At 71.6% G+C, this 15,340-nt stretch carries 10 protein-coding genes; 4 read left to right on the forward strand and 6 right to left on the reverse strand.

Translation table 11 applies throughout. From position 1 onward, the window contains the following. Positions 1-182: 182 nt before the first annotated feature. Positions 183-1,796 (forward strand): acyl-CoA synthetase, encoded by a 1,614-nt coding sequence (locus ACZ63F_RS36685; RefSeq protein WP_469717863.1) that lies wholly within the window; start codon positions 183-185, stop codon positions 1,794-1,796. Positions 1,797-1,931: 135 nt separating this feature from the next. On the opposite strand, the gene ACZ63F_RS36690 is transcribed toward ACZ63F_RS36685, so the two are convergent. The 4 genes from ACZ63F_RS36690 to ACZ63F_RS36705 form a co-directional block, all read right to left on the reverse strand. Beyond that, positions 1,932-2,768 carry an alpha/beta fold hydrolase gene (locus ACZ63F_RS36690; protein WP_469717864.1) on the reverse strand — a complete coding sequence of 279 codons (837 nt, stop codon included), beginning with the start codon at positions 2,766-2,768 and terminating at the stop codon, positions 1,932-1,934. Positions 2,769-2,830: 62 nt separating this feature from the next. Continuing rightward, positions 2,831-3,553 carry a class I SAM-dependent methyltransferase gene (locus ACZ63F_RS36695; protein ID WP_469717865.1) on the reverse strand — a complete coding sequence of 241 codons (723 nt, stop codon included), beginning with the start codon at positions 3,551-3,553 and terminating at the stop codon, positions 2,831-2,833. A 27-nt stretch (positions 3,554-3,580) separates the two neighbouring features. Further along, positions 3,581-5,101, reverse strand: coding sequence for a purple acid phosphatase family protein (locus tag ACZ63F_RS36700; RefSeq protein WP_469717867.1), 1,521 nt, complete (start codon positions 5,099-5,101; stop codon positions 3,581-3,583). A 106-nt stretch (positions 5,102-5,207) separates the two neighbouring features. Then, positions 5,208-6,710 (reverse strand): acyl-CoA synthetase, encoded by a 1,503-nt coding sequence (locus tag ACZ63F_RS36705; protein ID WP_469717869.1) that lies wholly within the window; start codon positions 6,708-6,710, stop codon positions 5,208-5,210. Positions 6,711-7,054: 344 nt separating this feature from the next. Here ACZ63F_RS36705 and ACZ63F_RS36710 point away from each other — a divergent pair, with 344 nt between their 5' ends. From ACZ63F_RS36710 to ACZ63F_RS36720, 3 genes are all read left to right on the forward strand, one after another. Further along, positions 7,055-8,533 (forward strand): cytochrome P450, encoded by a 1,479-nt coding sequence (locus ACZ63F_RS36710; protein ID WP_469717870.1) that lies wholly within the window; start codon positions 7,055-7,057, stop codon positions 8,531-8,533. Then, on the forward strand, positions 8,517-9,557 hold the full coding sequence (locus tag ACZ63F_RS36715) for a (-)-alpha-amorphene synthase (RefSeq protein WP_469717872.1): 1,041 nt from the start codon (positions 8,517-8,519) through the stop codon (positions 9,555-9,557). Before ACZ63F_RS36710 ends, ACZ63F_RS36715 begins: the two co-directional genes overlap by 17 nt. A 155-nt stretch (positions 9,558-9,712) precedes the next feature. After that, positions 9,713-12,622 carry an ATP-binding protein gene (locus tag ACZ63F_RS36720; protein WP_469717874.1) on the forward strand — a complete coding sequence of 970 codons (2,910 nt, stop codon included), beginning with the start codon at positions 9,713-9,715 and terminating at the stop codon, positions 12,620-12,622. A 27-nt stretch (positions 12,623-12,649) separates the two neighbouring features. On the opposite strand, the gene ACZ63F_RS36725 is transcribed toward ACZ63F_RS36720, so the two are convergent. Further along, positions 12,650-14,203: an acyl-CoA synthetase gene (locus tag ACZ63F_RS36725; protein WP_469717875.1), complete on the reverse strand. Its 1,554-nt coding sequence runs from the start codon at positions 14,201-14,203 to the stop codon at positions 12,650-12,652. After that, positions 14,200-15,309, reverse strand: coding sequence for a nitronate monooxygenase (locus ACZ63F_RS36730; RefSeq protein WP_469717877.1), 1,110 nt, complete (start codon positions 15,307-15,309; stop codon positions 14,200-14,202). The genes ACZ63F_RS36725 and ACZ63F_RS36730 overlap by 4 nt, the downstream gene beginning before the upstream one ends. Positions 15,310-15,340: the final 31 nt, after the last annotated feature.

Raw genomic sequence — 15,340 nt, forward strand, 5'->3', positions numbered from 1 at the left:
GCCTCCCCTCCACCAGAACGAGAACAGGTTGCAGTAGCCGGGGAGGCACTTCAAGGGTTTTCTGACAGACAGTCAGATTTCTTCGCGCGAACCCTTCACACTTGCCGCGCCCTTTGCTCTGATGACCGGCGGACGGACGGGTGCGCCTTTCTTCGTCACGGTTGCCGGGGTCAGGAGGAGCGGTGGAGTACAACCTTGCCGATCTGTTCGAGTCGGTCGTCGACGTGGCCGCCGACCGCGAGGCGCTCGTGTACATCGACCACCCCGGTACGGGTGCGGAACGCCGGCTGACCTACGCGGAGCTGGACGCCGCCGCCAACCGCATCGGCCACCACCTCCTCGACAGCGGCATCAAGCCCGGCGAGCATCTCGGGCTGCACCTCTACAACGGGGTGGAGTACCTGCAGACGGTGCTCGGCTGCCTGAAGGCGCGAGTGGTGCCGGTCAACGTGAACTACCGTTACGTCGAGAAGGAGTTGGTCTACCTCTACCGGGACGCGGATCTCGTCGCGCTGGTCTTCGACGCGGAGTTCGACGACCGGGTGGCGGCGGCCCTGCCCCGGACGCCGGGGCTGCGGCATCTGGTGCGGGTGGGAGAGCCGGTGGACGCGGCGCTCAGGGCCCTCGCCTTCACGGAGGCGGAGGCCGGCGGGTCGCCCGGACGGGGGTTCCCCGCGCGCTCGGCGGACGACCAGTTCATCATCTACACCGGCGGCACGACCGGGATGCCCAAGGGAGTGATGTGGCGTCAGGAGGACCTGTTCTTCGCGGGGCTGGGCGGGGGCGCGCCGACCGGGGAGCCGGTGAAGCGGCCCGAGGAGCTGGCCGAACGGGTCGCGGCGGGCGGCAGCGGGATCACCTTCTTCCCCACTCCCCCGCTGATGCACGGCACGTCCACGCTCACCACCTTCATCGGGTTCAACTTCGGGCAGCGGGTGGTGATCCACCGCAAGTTCGTGCCCGAGGAGGTACTGCGGACCGTCGAGAGGGAGAAGGTCACCAGCATGTCGCTGGTCGGCGACGCGATGCTGCGCCCGCTGGTCGACGCCCTCAACGGGCCGCTGAAGGGAACCGACTGCTCCGCCCTGTTCAGCGTCTCCTCTTCCGGCGCGATCCTCTCCGAGACCGTGCGCCGGCAGTTCAGCGAACTCGTCCCGAACGCCATGCTGCTGAACAACTTCGGGTCCTCCGAGTCCGGTTTCAACGGCACCGCGACCGACGACTCCGGGGCCGGCAGCGGCTTCCGCGTCCGCGTCAACTCCCGCACCCTGGTGGTCGATCCGGCGACCCACGAACCGGTGGCGGTGGGCGAGATCGGACGGGTCGCGCAGACCGGGCACGTCCCGCTCGGCTACTACAACGACCCGGTGAAAACCGCCGAGACCTTCTTCGAGAAGGACGGCCGCAGGTGGGTGCTCCTCGGCGACATGGCGACGGTCGACGAGGAGGGTGTCGTCACCGTCCTGGGCCGGGGCTCGCAGTGCATCAACACGGGGGGCGAGAAGGTGTACCCGGAGGAGGTCGAACAGGCGCTGAAGTCGCACCCGGACGTGTACGACGCGCTCGTCGCCGGGGTGCCCGACGCCACCTGGGGCAATCACGTGGCGGCCGTGGTGCAGCTGCGCACGGGGGCCGAGCCGCCCTCCCTCACGGACATCCAGACGCACTGCCGCAGCCGGCTCGCCGGGTACAAGGTGCCCCGTCAGCTGGTGATCACCGAGACGATCCAGCGGTCGCCGAGCGGCAAGGCGGACTACCGGTGGGCGCGGGAGGTGGCGGTGGCCGCCGACCGGTAGCCCGGGCGGGGGCGCGACCGCCGCGGGGCGGTCCGCGCCGCCGGGGCGTGCCGGTCCGGGCGGCGGACCGGTTCCGCGACCGCCTCCTGACGGCCTTCGGGACACAGGACCCGGGGCCGCTCCTGCGTCCAGGAATCAGGCGTCCAGGAAGGCGACGGTACGGCGGACGAACCACTCGGGGTCGTCGAGCCAGGGGTAGTGGCCGGCGCCGGGCTGCACGGTGACCTCGGCGACCGGGAAGGCCTCGGCGGCGCGCCGGGCCAGGGCGGGGCTGGGGCCGCCGTCGAGTTCACCGGCGTACACCAGGACGGGGGCGGCGAGGGCGCGCAGGGCGGCCCGGGTGGCGTCCGGGGTGAAGGCGCCCTCGGCGAAGTAGCGGTCGCCCGCCTCGAAGTTGGTCTGCTTCTCGGTGGCCGCGACGTGGGCCCGGGCCGCATCGTCCCAGCGGCCGTGGAAGAACGGCATGAACACCTCGTCGAACTCCGCGGAGCCGGTCAGCCACGCCTCCAGCGCGGGGAACGCCTCCTCGAACCAGGGTTCCCCCGCCCGCAGCCGGGCCGCCGCCAGCCGGTCCTCAGGAGTGGCGCGCAGACCGAGGGCCGAGGGGTTGCCGGTGATCAGCGCGAGCCGCCGCACCCGCTGCGGATGCGCCGCCGCGTACAGGATCGCCAGGCTGGCGCCGGCCGAGTGCGCCAGTACGTCCATGTGGTCGAGCCCCAAGTGGGCGCGCAGCATCTCCACGTCGTCGACGAGCCGGTCGCAGCGGTACGACGCCGGGTCGGCGGGCACCGCGGAGTCGCCGGTCCCCCGCAGGTCGAGGAGGACAAGGCGGCGGTGGGCGGTCAGCCCGCCGAGGTCCCCGAGGTAGCCTGAGGCGCGCATGGGGCCGCCCGGCAGCACGACGAGCGGTTCGCCCTCCCCTCTGGCGTGGTAGGCGAGGCGGGTCCCGTCGGCTGCGGTGAAGGTGGGCATGGCGCCGATCTTCGGGGACGGCGGCGCGGTGCCGCAACGGGTTTCGGCGAACGCCCCCGGTGTCAGGCAGGCGGGGCCGCCGGCTTGCGCACCCGGAACGCGAACTGGCCGCAGAACGTGAGCTTGCGGAGGTTCACCAGGGCCGTCTCCCGCTCGGTCTTGCGGCCCCAGGCGTCGATCTCCGTGTTGAGCGGCGACTCCTTCCGCCAGAAGTGGCCGTACTCCTCCTTCCGTGAGCCGTGGTAGGTGCGCATGATCAGTGTCACGCCGTCGAGAGAGGGCCGGATCTCCTCCAGGGCGAGTCCGGCGTCCTCGACGAGCACCCGGAATCCGTACGGCGTGTAGTTCCACAGACTGAAGGAGTGGTAGGGCTCGAACTGGGAGGTACTGCCGATGAACAGGCCGCCCGGCCGCAGCACCCGGCTCACCTCCGCGAGCAGTTCCCTGGGCCTGGCCACGTGCTCGAAGACCTGGTGGGAGTAGACGAGCGGTACCGCGTCGGAGCGGAACGGCAGATTGACGCCGTCGAAGTACACCACGCTGTCGCGCCCGGCTGTGCGCTGGACGGCCTCCGGCGAATCGCGGATGTCGACTCCCACCCAGCGGACGCCGGAGTCGTGCTTGCGGAAGAGCTCGGCCGACGTGCCCCGGCCACAGCCGAGGTCGACCACCCGGTCCGGTGCCCGCGGCGAGCGCATCGCCTCGTCGAGGTAGTAGCGGGAGGTGACCTGACGGGCGTGGTCGTCAGGGATGCAGTCGTGCATGAGTTCCCACAGGGTCGACATGTGCCCACGCTAGTGAGGTGCCCTTCGTCAGGCCACGTCCGGGCGCGGGTTCGGGACCGCCGTCAGCCCTTGGGACGAACGGGACGGGGCGGACGGTGGCACGAGGCGGCCGATGCCGGACAGGTCGCGGGCGGCCACACTGTTGCGGTCGGCCACCGTACGGCCCAGTGCGTGGTACGGCCACAGTCCCCCGGCCTGCCGGCGGCTGCGCTCGTTCCACTCCAGGGCCTCGGCGGCGCGCGCCCGGAAGAAGTTGAGCGCGAAGCCGCCGCTGTGGATCCGCAGCAGGAAGAAACCGCCGGGGTATTCCTTGGCGGCACCGACCTCCTGAAGGGTCACCTGCGGGGCGTGGGGCACATGGGTGCGCTTGTTGCGGTGGGTGTGGCCCACATGGTGGAGGAACACCCCCGGGGCGGCGGCGTAGGCCCGGAGGATCGCGCGGGCCTGGCGGCGGCCGAGGCGCTGTGCCGGGCTCACCGGGAAGAGGGCCTCCCGCACGGTCAGCGGATGGTGGCCGAAGACCATGGTGGGCTGTTCCGGGTGGGTGCGCAGCCGGCGTCGGAGCCAGGAGAGCTGTTCGGCGCCGAGGCCGCCCGCGTCGCCGCCGTTGCCCTGCTTGTCGTAGGTGTCGAGGCCGATGATCCGCAGTCCGGCCACGTCGTGCTCGAACCAGCCGGGCCCGTCCGGTAGGCCGAACTCGCGCTGGAAGGCGTCGCCCTCGCCCGCGGCGCGGTCGTGGTTGCCCCGGACGACGAAGTAGTCCCGCCGGTGGGTGCCGAAGCCGTCGAGGATGTGCCTGGCCTCCGCCAGGTCGCGCGGTCCGCCGCCGGCGGAGATGTCGCCTGCGGCGAGCAGCAGCCGGGCGCCGCGGCGGCGGGCCTCGTCCACCACGGCGCGGCTCATGAGTTCGGGGTAGGGGGTCTGTCCCGTCCGTTGTGCCACTCCGCGCAGGAAGGGGACGCCGGCCACGAGTCCGGCGACGGTCTCGCCGATGTGCAGGTCGTTGCAGAGGGCGAGGGAGAGCAGGTGGCGGCCGGGCGGCGGCTGCGGGGTGGTGAAGGAGTAGGGGCCGCCGGGTGTGCCGAGGCCGTGGCGGGAGGTGCCGGCCGCGTTGCCGCGCACCAGGTGGAGCGCGGTGGGGGTGGCGGGCACGCCGTGGGAGCGGGCCTGGTAGTAGTACGTCTGTCCCGGTTCCAGGCCGGTGAGTTCGACGTGGTGGTGCGCGGTGGGCCGGTCCTCGCCCGCGGTGCGGTTGAGGCGGGCCGGGTGGGTGCCGTAGACGATCTCGCCCTCGGTGACGGCGGGCAGCATCCGGCCGGTGCCGTCGTCGGTGCCGGGCAGGGCGGTGTGCCAGGTGATGACGGCGCGGTCCTCGGTGAGGGTGACCAGCTCCAGGTGGAGGGCGGCGAGGGAGCGGGGGTGCCGTGGGCGGGGAGCGGTGGCGGAGCGGAGCAGGGCGGGTGCGAGGAGGAAGCCGGAGCGCAGCATCTCGCAGGGGCCGGGAATGCCCGCGAGTGCGCCGAGGGGGACGGGGAGGCAGCAGCGCATGTCTGCTGTGTGCGCACCCCCGGTGAACGGCGGACGTGGTGCCGGAAGCCGCGCAAGGTAGGGAACCAGACTTCTTGGGTCGGGCCGGGTGCGGCGTCCCTGGTCCTCAGGAGGCGTGGCCGAACCGGTCCCGCAGTTCCCGCTTCAGGATCTTTCCGCTGGCGTTGCGGGGCAGCGCGTCCACGAACAGGATCCGCTTGGGTGCCTTGAAGGCGGGCAGTTGCTCCTTCACGTGGGCGATCAGCCCGGCCTCGTCGATCTCGCCGCGCGGGACGACGACGGCGGTGACCGCCTCGATCCACCGCTCGTCGGGAAGTCCGATCACGGCGGCCTCGGCGACCGCCTCGTGGGTGTAGAGGGCGTCCTCGACCTGCCGTGAAGCGACCAGCACGCCACCGGAGTTGATGACGTCCTTCACGCGGTCGACGATCGTGTAGTAGCCGTCGGCGTCGCGCATCGCGAGGTCGCCGGAGTGGAACCAGCCGTCCCGGAACGCCGCTTCGGTCTCCTCGGGCTTGTCCCAGTAGCCCTCGCACAGCTGGGGTGAGCGGTAGACGATCTCACCGGGGGTGCCGTCGGGCACGTCCGCGCCGTCCTCGTCCACCACCCGGGCCTCGACGAACAGGACGGTGCGGCCGCAGGAGTCCAGCCGTCCCTTGTGCTCCTCGGGGGCGAGCACGGTGGCGAGCGGCCCGATCTCGCTCTGCCCGAAGCAGTTGAACAGGGCGAGTTCCGGCAGCCGTTCGCGCAGTCGCTCCAGGACGGGCACCGGCATGATCGACGCCCCGTAGTAGGCCTTGCGCAGTCCGCCGAGGTCGCGGGTGGCGAAGTCGGGCCGGTTGGTGAGTCCGATCCACACGGTGGGCGGCGCGAACAGGCTGTCCACGTCCCCTGCCTCGACGAGATCGAAGAGGGTGTCGCCGTCGGGCCCGTCGAGGATGACGTTGGTGGCGCCCACCGCGAGGTAGGGCAGCAGGAACACGTGCATCTGGGCGGAGTGGTAGAGCGGCAGCGCGTGTGCCGGCCGGTCCCCGGCGCTCAGGTCGAGGGCGGCGATCGCGCTCAGGTACTCGTGCACGAGCGCCCGGTGGGTCATCATCGCGCCCTTGGGCAACGCCGTGGTCCCCGAGGTGTACAGCAGCTGCACGAGGTCCTCGGTGCGCGGTTCGGGCCCCTCGTACGGCGCCGCGTCCGCGAGCCGGGCCAGCAGCGAGCGGTCGGCGTCCCGCAGCGGCAGCGCCGGTACGCCCTCGGGAAGGCGGCCGGCCAGATCCGGGTCGGCGAGCACCAGCGAGCTGCCCGACTGGCCGACGATGTAGGCGAGGTCGTCGCCGGTCAGGTTCTGGTTGACCGGGACGTGCACGAGGCCGGCGCGGGCGCAGGCGAGGAAGGCGATCAGGTAGGCGTCGGAGTTGTGTCCGTAGGTGCCGACCCGGTCACCGCGGTCGAGGCCCTGACCGAGCAGGACGCTCGCCGCGCGCGAGACCCCGTCGTCGAGTTCCTCGTACGTCCAGCGCCGTTCGCCGTACCGCACCGCCACCCGCGCGGGAGTGCGCCGGGCGCTGCGGCGCAGCACCCCGTCCACCGTGCTGCCCTGTCCCTGCGTCATGACTCATGATCCTCGGCCCGCGGCCGTGACAGGTCAAGCGACCGCGAAGGCGACGCCCAAAACCGGCGGGTCCGCTCGGCCGCCGCCGCTTTCCCGCCGGTCCCGGAGTGAAGTCGGCACGGGATGGAACCGCACGGGAGTGACAAAAGGAATCACAGTCGGTGCGTCATGCATCAAGAGGCAGCCATGCCATGAGCTTTCTGCTTCCACGTGCCCCTGTGCGCCCCTTTGGAGAAAGGATTCCGGAAACCCGGACATGATTGAACTGGGCAGGACTTGTCTCGGGCAGTCAGCCTCGAAGCAGGTTCGTTCATTTCGCATGTCGTACTGGGCAGGAGGTTTCCATGAACGGTGCCGTGTCCGAACAGAAACGAACGTGGACGACAGGTACTGCTCCCGGCATATTCCCACTCCTCGGCCACGGTATCGCCTTATACCGTCGCCCGCTGGCGTTTCTCAGTTCTTTGCCCGCGCACGGGGATCTGGTCGAGATACGGCTGGGCCCCCGGCGTGCCTGGATGGTGTGCCACCCGGAGCTGGCCCACGAGATGCTCATGGACCCGCACACCTTCGACAAGGGGGGCCCGCTGTACGACAGGCTGGGCCATCTGATGGGGGACGGACTGGTCACCTGCCGTCAGTCCGCGCACCGGGACAAACGCCGGCTGCTGCAGCCGGCGTTCCGCCCTTCCCACGCCGCCGCCTACACGGAACTCGTCGCCGAGGAGGCCGAGTCGGTGTGCGAGGGGTGGCAGGCGGGCGGGACGGTTCCCGTCACCGAGGCGATGACGACCCTCACGACCCGCGTGATCAGCCGGGTCCTGCTCTCCGACTCGCTGGACGACACGACCGCCGCCCAGGTGCGGGACTGTCTCGCCGACGTCGTCCGCGGCCTGTTCGTCCGCACGGTCGTTCCGGTCGATGCGCTGTTCCGGCTCCCGACCCCGGCCAACCGCCGCTACCGGCGGGCGCTCGCCCGCCTGCACGCGATCATCGACGCGGTGATCACGGAGCGCCGCCGGGGCGCCGCCCGCGACGACGTCCTGGGCACCCTGCTGGCGGCCCGCCACGGCGACGGCGAGATCCCCGCCCGCACCGACCAGGAGATCCACGACCACCTGATCACGCTGCTGCTCACCGGCGCCGAGACCTCGGCCCTGTCCCTGGCCGCGGCCTTCAGTCTGCTGGCCCGCCATCCCGAGGCCGAACAGCGCCTGCACGCCGAGCTCGACACCGTCCTGCCCGGCGGCCGCCGGCCCGGCCCGGACGATCTGCCGAACCTCGTCCAGACCCGGTGCGTGGTCTCCGAGACGCTGCGGCACTCCTCCCCCGGCTGGCTCTTCACCCGCGTCGCCACCCGGGAGACGGAACTCGCCGGCCGCCGGCTGCCCGCCGGAGCCACCGTGCTCTACAGCCCCTACCTGCTCCACCACGATCCGTCGTCGTTCCCGGACCCAGAGCGCTTCGACCCCGACCGCTGGCTGCCGGGCCGGCCCACCGCGGCACAGCGGCGCGCGATGATGCCGTTCTCCGCGGGCAACCGCAAATGCCTCGGCGACGAGTTCGCCATGGTGGAGGTCACCGTGGCGCTCGCGACCATCGCGGGCCGCGTGCGCCTGCGCCATCTGCCCGGGTACGCCCCCCGGGCACCGCGCCCCGCGATCACGCTGGGGCCGCGCTCGCTGGTCATGCTCCGCGAGACACGTCCGCACCGGCCGTCGGAGGCATCGTCGTCACGCCCTCCGCTCCCGCGCCGCGCGGTCTGCACCCGACAGGCTCCGGACTCCCGATCGGCAGGTGACCACGGTGTCGGCAACGCATGAGGAAGTCGCGGTGGGCGGACCGGAGGGACCGGTGGCGGCCAGCCTCAAGGACCTCATCGACACCCACCTGGACATGCCGTTCCCGTTCCGGTGCAACCCCCATGAACGGGAGGTCTCGGCCAGTGTGGACGTATGGCTGGGCACATGGGGGCTGACCGCCGATCCGGGAGTGGCCGCGATGATCGCCCTCACTCGCCCCGCCCGGCTCGCGTCCTTCACCAGCCCTGCCGTGGACCCCGGGATCCTACGCATCGTGGCCCACCAGATCGCCTACCAGTTCGTCTTCGACGACCGGGCGGAGGAGGTCGGCCGGCACTCCCCGGCCGACCTCGTGCCCATGCTGTGCGAGAGCGTCGCCGTTCTTCGGGACGGCCGTGCGCCCAGCACACCGCTCGGAGCGGCCCTGACCGACCTGTACCGGCAGGTACGGGAACGGTGCACACCCGATCAGGCGGCACGATGGGCCTCGCACAGCCGGGAATACGTGCACGGCCTGCTGTACGAAGCCGTGGCCCAGACAAACTCCGTGGCCCTGCGCACGGGAGACTGTGCCTCGATACGGTCACTGACCGCGGGTGTCGAGCCGTTCTACCCGCTGTACGAGGCCGCGGCATCCGCTGATCCGGCCCCCGCGGAGATCCACCACCCGGCCGTACGGCGGCTCAGCCGGCTCTCGGCCGACGCGGCCGTCTGGACGGCCGACCTGTTCTCCGCCGTGAAAGAGCAGCGCGCGGGCGAAATGATCAACCTCGCCCTGGCCTACCAGCGCGAGCACCACTGTTCCCTGCAGGCCGCCGTCGTCCTGGCCATCCGGCAGATCAACAGCACCATCCGCGAGTTCGAGCGGCTCCACGCGGAGATCGCACCGGAGCTGAGTCCCGCGGGCGCCGCATACGTGGAGGGCATGATCGGCTGGATCCGCGGCTGTTACGACTGGTCCCGAACCGTACCCCGGTACGCGGACGTGGCGTCGGTGCCCGCCGTGACACAGCTGTATTCGACACGCTCCCGCGAACGCACCTGAGGAAGGCGGCGGTCAGGGCCTCTTACCCAGAGAACGGACATTATCCCTTCTGCAGTTCATGATTCACCCGATAGTACTCAGTCCGGCCTGCCCCCACCGCAGCAAGGCGTACGCTCGGCTCTCCCCGGGCCGAACGAAAGAAAGCGGTACGGCATATGGCGATGGAGCCGCGGCAACCGATCACGGACCAAGAGACCCTGATCGAGCGCCGCCGGGAACTTCAGGCCCTCGATGCGGCGTTCCGGGAATTGCGGCGCACCACGGGCGGCGCGCCACGAGTACGGAGCAAAGGGCTGCTCGCCTTCTCCGGGGCGGCCGGACTCGGCAAGACCGCGCTCGTCACGGAAGCACGTGCCCGGTCCGTGGCACACAAGTTCACGGTGTTCTCGGGCAGGGGCAGCGAGACGGAACAGGGCTCGGCGTTCCGCGTGGTACGCCAGCTGATGCAGCCCTCGCTGGCGCGGATGGACGAGGCGGAACTCCGCGTCTTCCTGGGCAGCTGGTACGACACCGTCGCCGCCGTCCTCGGGCTCGAAGCGACCGGACCCGCCCCCGCGCCGGACCCGACCGGAGTCCGCGAGGGTCTCGACTGGGTCATGACGCGCCTCACGATGAAGAAGGCTCCCGTCGTCCTGATCCTGGACGACCTCCACTGGACCGACCCGGAGTCCCTGAGCTGGCTCACCTCCTTCGCACCACGGGTCGAGGATCTCCCCCTGCTGATCGTCGTCACCTACCGGCCCGACGAACTTCCCCCCGAGGCAGGCGAGTTCCGCACGCTCCTCGCAGACCACGGGAACCGCCCGCACAATCTGGCCCTGCTCACCCCGGAAGGCGTCGCGCAGATCGTCAGGCACGAGATCGGGGAGGCTGCCGGGGACCGGTTCTGCAAGGAGTGCTGGTCGGCCACCGGCGGCAGCCCCTTCGAGACGGTGGAACTGGCCATCGGACTCGGTGAGCGCGCTGTTGGCGGCGCCGACCACGACCTGCCCACGATGCGTGAGCTGGCCGCCGCGATCAAGGGCCCCGGGCTGATCGAACGCCTGGAACGGCTCGGCACCGCGACCGTGCGCTTCGCGCAGACCGCGGCCGTACTGGGTTCGCCGTTCGCGCCGGAGCTCGCCGCGGCCATCGCCGTGCTGGGTGACGAGGCCGCCGCCGAGGCGATCGAGAAGCTGCGTGCGGCGCGGATCCTGAAGGGCGGCCACGGTCACGAGGGTGAGCTCGAGTTCGTGCACCCGCTCATCGCCACGACGATCTACCGGTCCATCCGCACGGGCTTCCGGACCGGTCTGCACAACACCGCGGCGCAGGCCGTCCTCGCCGCGGGTTACGGACCCGTCAAGGCCGCCCGGCATCTGCTGGAAGTCCCCTGCGAGGAGCGCCCCGAGACCGTCACGTGTCTGCGCGAGGCCGCTCGCGCACACCTCCGTGCCGGAGCCACCGACGCGGCGCGGCGTCTGCTGACCCGCGCGCTGCAGGAACCGCCCCCGCCCGAGGACCGTGCCGCGGTCCTTCACGAACTCGCCTGCGCCACCTTCCTCATCGAACCCACGGCCACGGTGCGGCATCTGCGCCAGGCGCTGGCCCAGCCGCACGTCGACCCTGATCTGCGTGCCTCCATCGTCTACCGCCTCACCACGGCCATGGCCCACACCGACCAACTGGCCGAGGCCGTGAACGTGGCCGCCGAGGAGGCACGCAAGGCCACGAACCCACGCGTCAAACTCCGCATGCAGGCCGATCAGTTCGTCTGGAGCATGGTGCGCCCGGACGACCACGACTCGACCGCCCGCTCCCGGACGCTGGCGCGCCTGGCCGAGCAGCTGCCCGGCCGCAGTCTGGAGGAACGCTACATTTTGGGGCTGCGGGCCTGGGACGCCGCCCTGCGCGGCGAACCGAGGGAGACCTCCCTCGCGTACGCCGACAAGGCCCTGCACGGCGGCATGAGCTGGACCGACGAGAACCGGGGGTTCGAGGTACCCCTTTCCGTCGCCCTGGTGTACATGTACGGCGACCAGCCGCGGCGGGCCGAGGAACTATTCAGCAAGGGCATCGCCGAATGCGTGGCCAAGGGCTGGCACGGCTCCCACCTGGCGTTCGGTCAGACCATCGCGGGGTACGTCCACTACCGCCGCGGCAGTCTGGCCGAAGCCGAGGACGCCGTACGGGAGGGCCTGCGGATCGCCGACAAGGTGGACGGGGTGGTGGCCGCTCAGTGGTTCGGTGTGAGCATTCTCATCAAGACCCTGCTGGCCCGCGGGCGCATCGCCGAGGCGCGCGACTTCGCCGACGGACACCACTTCGGCGCGACCCCGGTCAACGCCGTCATCTACCCCGACCCCCGCACCGTCTACGCCGAACTCCTCCTCGCCGAGGGAAGGCACGCCGAGGCCGCACAGCTGCTGTCCGCCGTCGGGGAGTGGCTGGACGGGCGGGGCTGGCGGAACCCGGCCTGGTGCCCGTGGCAGCTGCGGCTCGCGACCGCGCTCGCCCCCACCGCGCCCGGGGAGGCGGTGGGTCATGCCGAGGAAGCGGTGCGCAGGGCTCGTGAGTTCGGTGCCGCCTCGGCTGTCGGGCAGGCCCTGCACACACTCGCCGAGGTGACCGGCGGGCCGTCGGCGGTCGACCTGTACGCGCAGGCCGTAGAGCAGCTGGAGCAGTCGCCGGCCGCCTACGAACTCGCCCGCGCCCAGATCGGCCACGGTGCCGCGCTGTCGCTGGCCGGCCGGCTGCAGGAGGCCGCCGAGCGGCTCTACCAGGGGCTGGAGGGAGCCGTCCACTGTGGCGCCGGGGCGCTCGCCGCCCGGGCCCGGGAGGAGCTGTCGGCGGCCGGGCTGCGGCCGTTGCCGTTGCGGTACGCGCAGGTGGAGACGCTCACCGCGGCGGAGCTGCAGACCGCCGAACTGACCGTCCAGGGGCACCCGGTGGGCGTGGTCGCCAAGGAACTGCACCTCACCGAGCAGGGTGTGCGGCAGCTGCTGTCCAGCGTCTACCGCAAGCTCGGCACCGATGCCGGCGGCCTCGCCGGGTTCCTGGAGACCCGGCACCGGGCACGCCCCTGACGCGCCGGCTCGCCGGGGCCCGGCCGCTCACACCGGCCTGCTGCGTCCTTCCCAGTACGGGTCCCGCAGCCGCCGCTTGTACAGCTTGCCGTTGGGGTCGCGGGGCATCTCGGTGATGAAGTCCACGGTCTTCGGGCACTTGTAGCCGGCGAGTTGTCCGGCGCAGTGGGCGAGCAGGTCGGCGGCGAGGTCCGGCCCTGGCTCGTGTCCGGGGGCGGGTTCGACGACGGCCTTGACCTCCTCGCCCCAGTCGTCGTGCGGGATGCCGAAGGCGGCGGCGTCGGCGACGGCGGGGTGGGAGAGCAGCGCGGACTCGATCTCGGCGGGGTAGATGTTGACCCCACCCGAGATGATCATGTCGATCTTGCGGTCGCGGAGGAACAGGTAGCCGTCCTCGTCCAGGTAGCCGAGGTCGCCGACGGTGAAGAAGTCGCCGATGCGGTTCTTCTCCGTCTTGGCCCGGTCCTTGTGGTAGGCGAAGCCGCCGGTGTTCATCTTCATGTAGACGGTGCCGAGTTCGCCGGGCGGCAGCCGGTTGCCGTCGTCGTCGAAGATCGCGAGCTCGCTGATGGGCCAGGCCTTGCCGACCGTGCCGGGCTTCTTCAGCCAGTCCTCGGCGGTGGCGAAGGCACCGCCGCCCTCGCTGGCCGCGTAGTACTCCTCGACGCTGGGTCCCCACCAGTCGAGCATGGCGCGCTTGACGTGGTCCGGGCAGGGGGCGGCGCCGTGGATGGCGTGCCGCATGGAGGAGACGTCATGGCGTGCGCGCACATCGTCGGGGAGGGCGAGCAGGCGGTGGAACTGGGTGGGGACCATATGGGTGTGGGTGCACTTGTGTGTGTCGATCAGGCGGAGCATCTCCTCGGGGGCCCACTTGTCCATGAGGACCAGGCGGTGGCCTATGTGGAGGGACGCTCCGGCGAACTGGAGGACGGCCGTGTGGTAGAGCGGCGAGCAGACCAGGTGGACGTCGTCGCCGAAGGGGCGGATGCCGAAGATGCCGAGGAAGCCGCCGAGGTAGGCCTCCTCGGGGAGTTTGCCGGGCAGCGGGCGGCGGATGCCGCGGGGGCGGCCCGTCGTACCCGAGGTGTAGTTCATGACCCAGCCGAGTTCGCGGTCCGCGGGCGCCGACTCGGGCTGCCCGTCGAGGAGCTCGGCGTACGGGCGGAAGCCCTCGATCTCGCCGACCGCGTACCGGTGGGTGGCCGGGAGGCCGGCCTCGTCGGCGGCGTGGCGGACCGGGCCGGCGAACCGTTCGTGGGCGATGAGCACCTTGGCGGCGGAGTCGGCGACGATCCAGCCGATCTCCGGGCCGACGAAGTGGTGGTTGACGGGGACGAGATAGAGGCCGGCCTGGGAGGCGGCGAGGTAGGCGGTGAAGAACTCGGGCCCGTTGGGCAGGACGACCGCGAAGGCGTCGCCGCGCTCCAGGCCGGCGGCCCGGAGTCCGTGGACGAGCTGGTTGACGGCCGCGTGCAGGCGGCCGGCGGTCCATTCCTCGCCGTCGGGTGCGACGAGCACCTTGCGGTCGGGATCACTCGTGGCCTGGGCCCAGAACCCGGCGGGGGGCGTGCTGGTCACGTGCCGCTCCTTCCGGCGATGCGGTTGATGCGGTCGACGGCCTGTTCGAAGCCCCGGGTGAGGTCGTCGAAGACGGCCTGGACGCTGCGTTCGCCGGTCATGCGGCCGACGATCTGGCCGACGGGGGTGCCGAGCAGGGGCTCGACCTCGTACTTCTGGATGCGGGTCAGGGCCTCGGCGACGAGCAGGCCCTGGAGGGGCATGGGGAGGGTGCCGGGGCCGTTCGCGTCGTCCCAGGCGTCGGTCCACTCGGTGCGCAGCTGGCGGGCCGGTTTGCCGGTCAGGGCGCGGGAGCGGACGGTGTCGCCGGAGCCGGCGGCGAGCAGTTTGCGGGTCACGGCGGGCGAGGAGAGGTCAGCTTCCGTGACGGTCAGCCACATGGAGCCCAGCCACACACCCTGAGCGCCGAGACTGAGCGCGGCGGCCACCTGGCGGCCGCTGCCGATGCCGCCGGCCGCCAGGACGGGCAGGGGTGCGACGGCGTCGACGACCTCCGGGGTGAGGACCATGGTGGCGATCTCGCCGGTGTGGCCGCCGGCCTCGTACCCCTGGGCGACGACGATGTCGATGCCCGCGTCCCGGTGCTTGACCGCGTGCCGGGCGCTGCCGGCGAGGGCGGCGACGAGGACGTCCCGGTCGTGGGCGCGGTCGACGACGTCGGCGGGCGGGGAGCCGAGGGCGTTGGCGAGCAGCCGGATGGGGTAGTCGAAGGCGACGTCGAGCTGGGTGCGGGCGACCTGTTCCATCCACCCGGTGATGCGCCAGCCGGACGCCTCCCCCTCGGCCAGCTCGGGCACGCCGTACTTGGCGAGGGTGTCCCGCACGAACTGCCGGTGCCCCTCCGGGATCATCGCCTCGACGTCGGCCTCGGTGACGCCCTCCACCTTCTTGGCGGGCATCACGACGTCGAGCCCGTACGGCTTCCCGTCGACGTGCGCCTCGATCCAGTCGAGGTCGCGTTTGAGGTCGTCGGGTGCGGTGTAGCGGACCGCGCCGAGCACTCCGACGCCGCCGGCCCGGCTGATGGCCGCGGCCACGGCGGGAAACGGCGTGAAGCCGAAGACGGCGTGCTCGACTCCCAGGGTCTTGCTCAGCTCCGTCTGCATGGGCGCAGGATGCCGCAGTCGTCCGGCCGAC

The organism is Streptomyces sp. NPDC104761 (assembly GCF_055583445.1).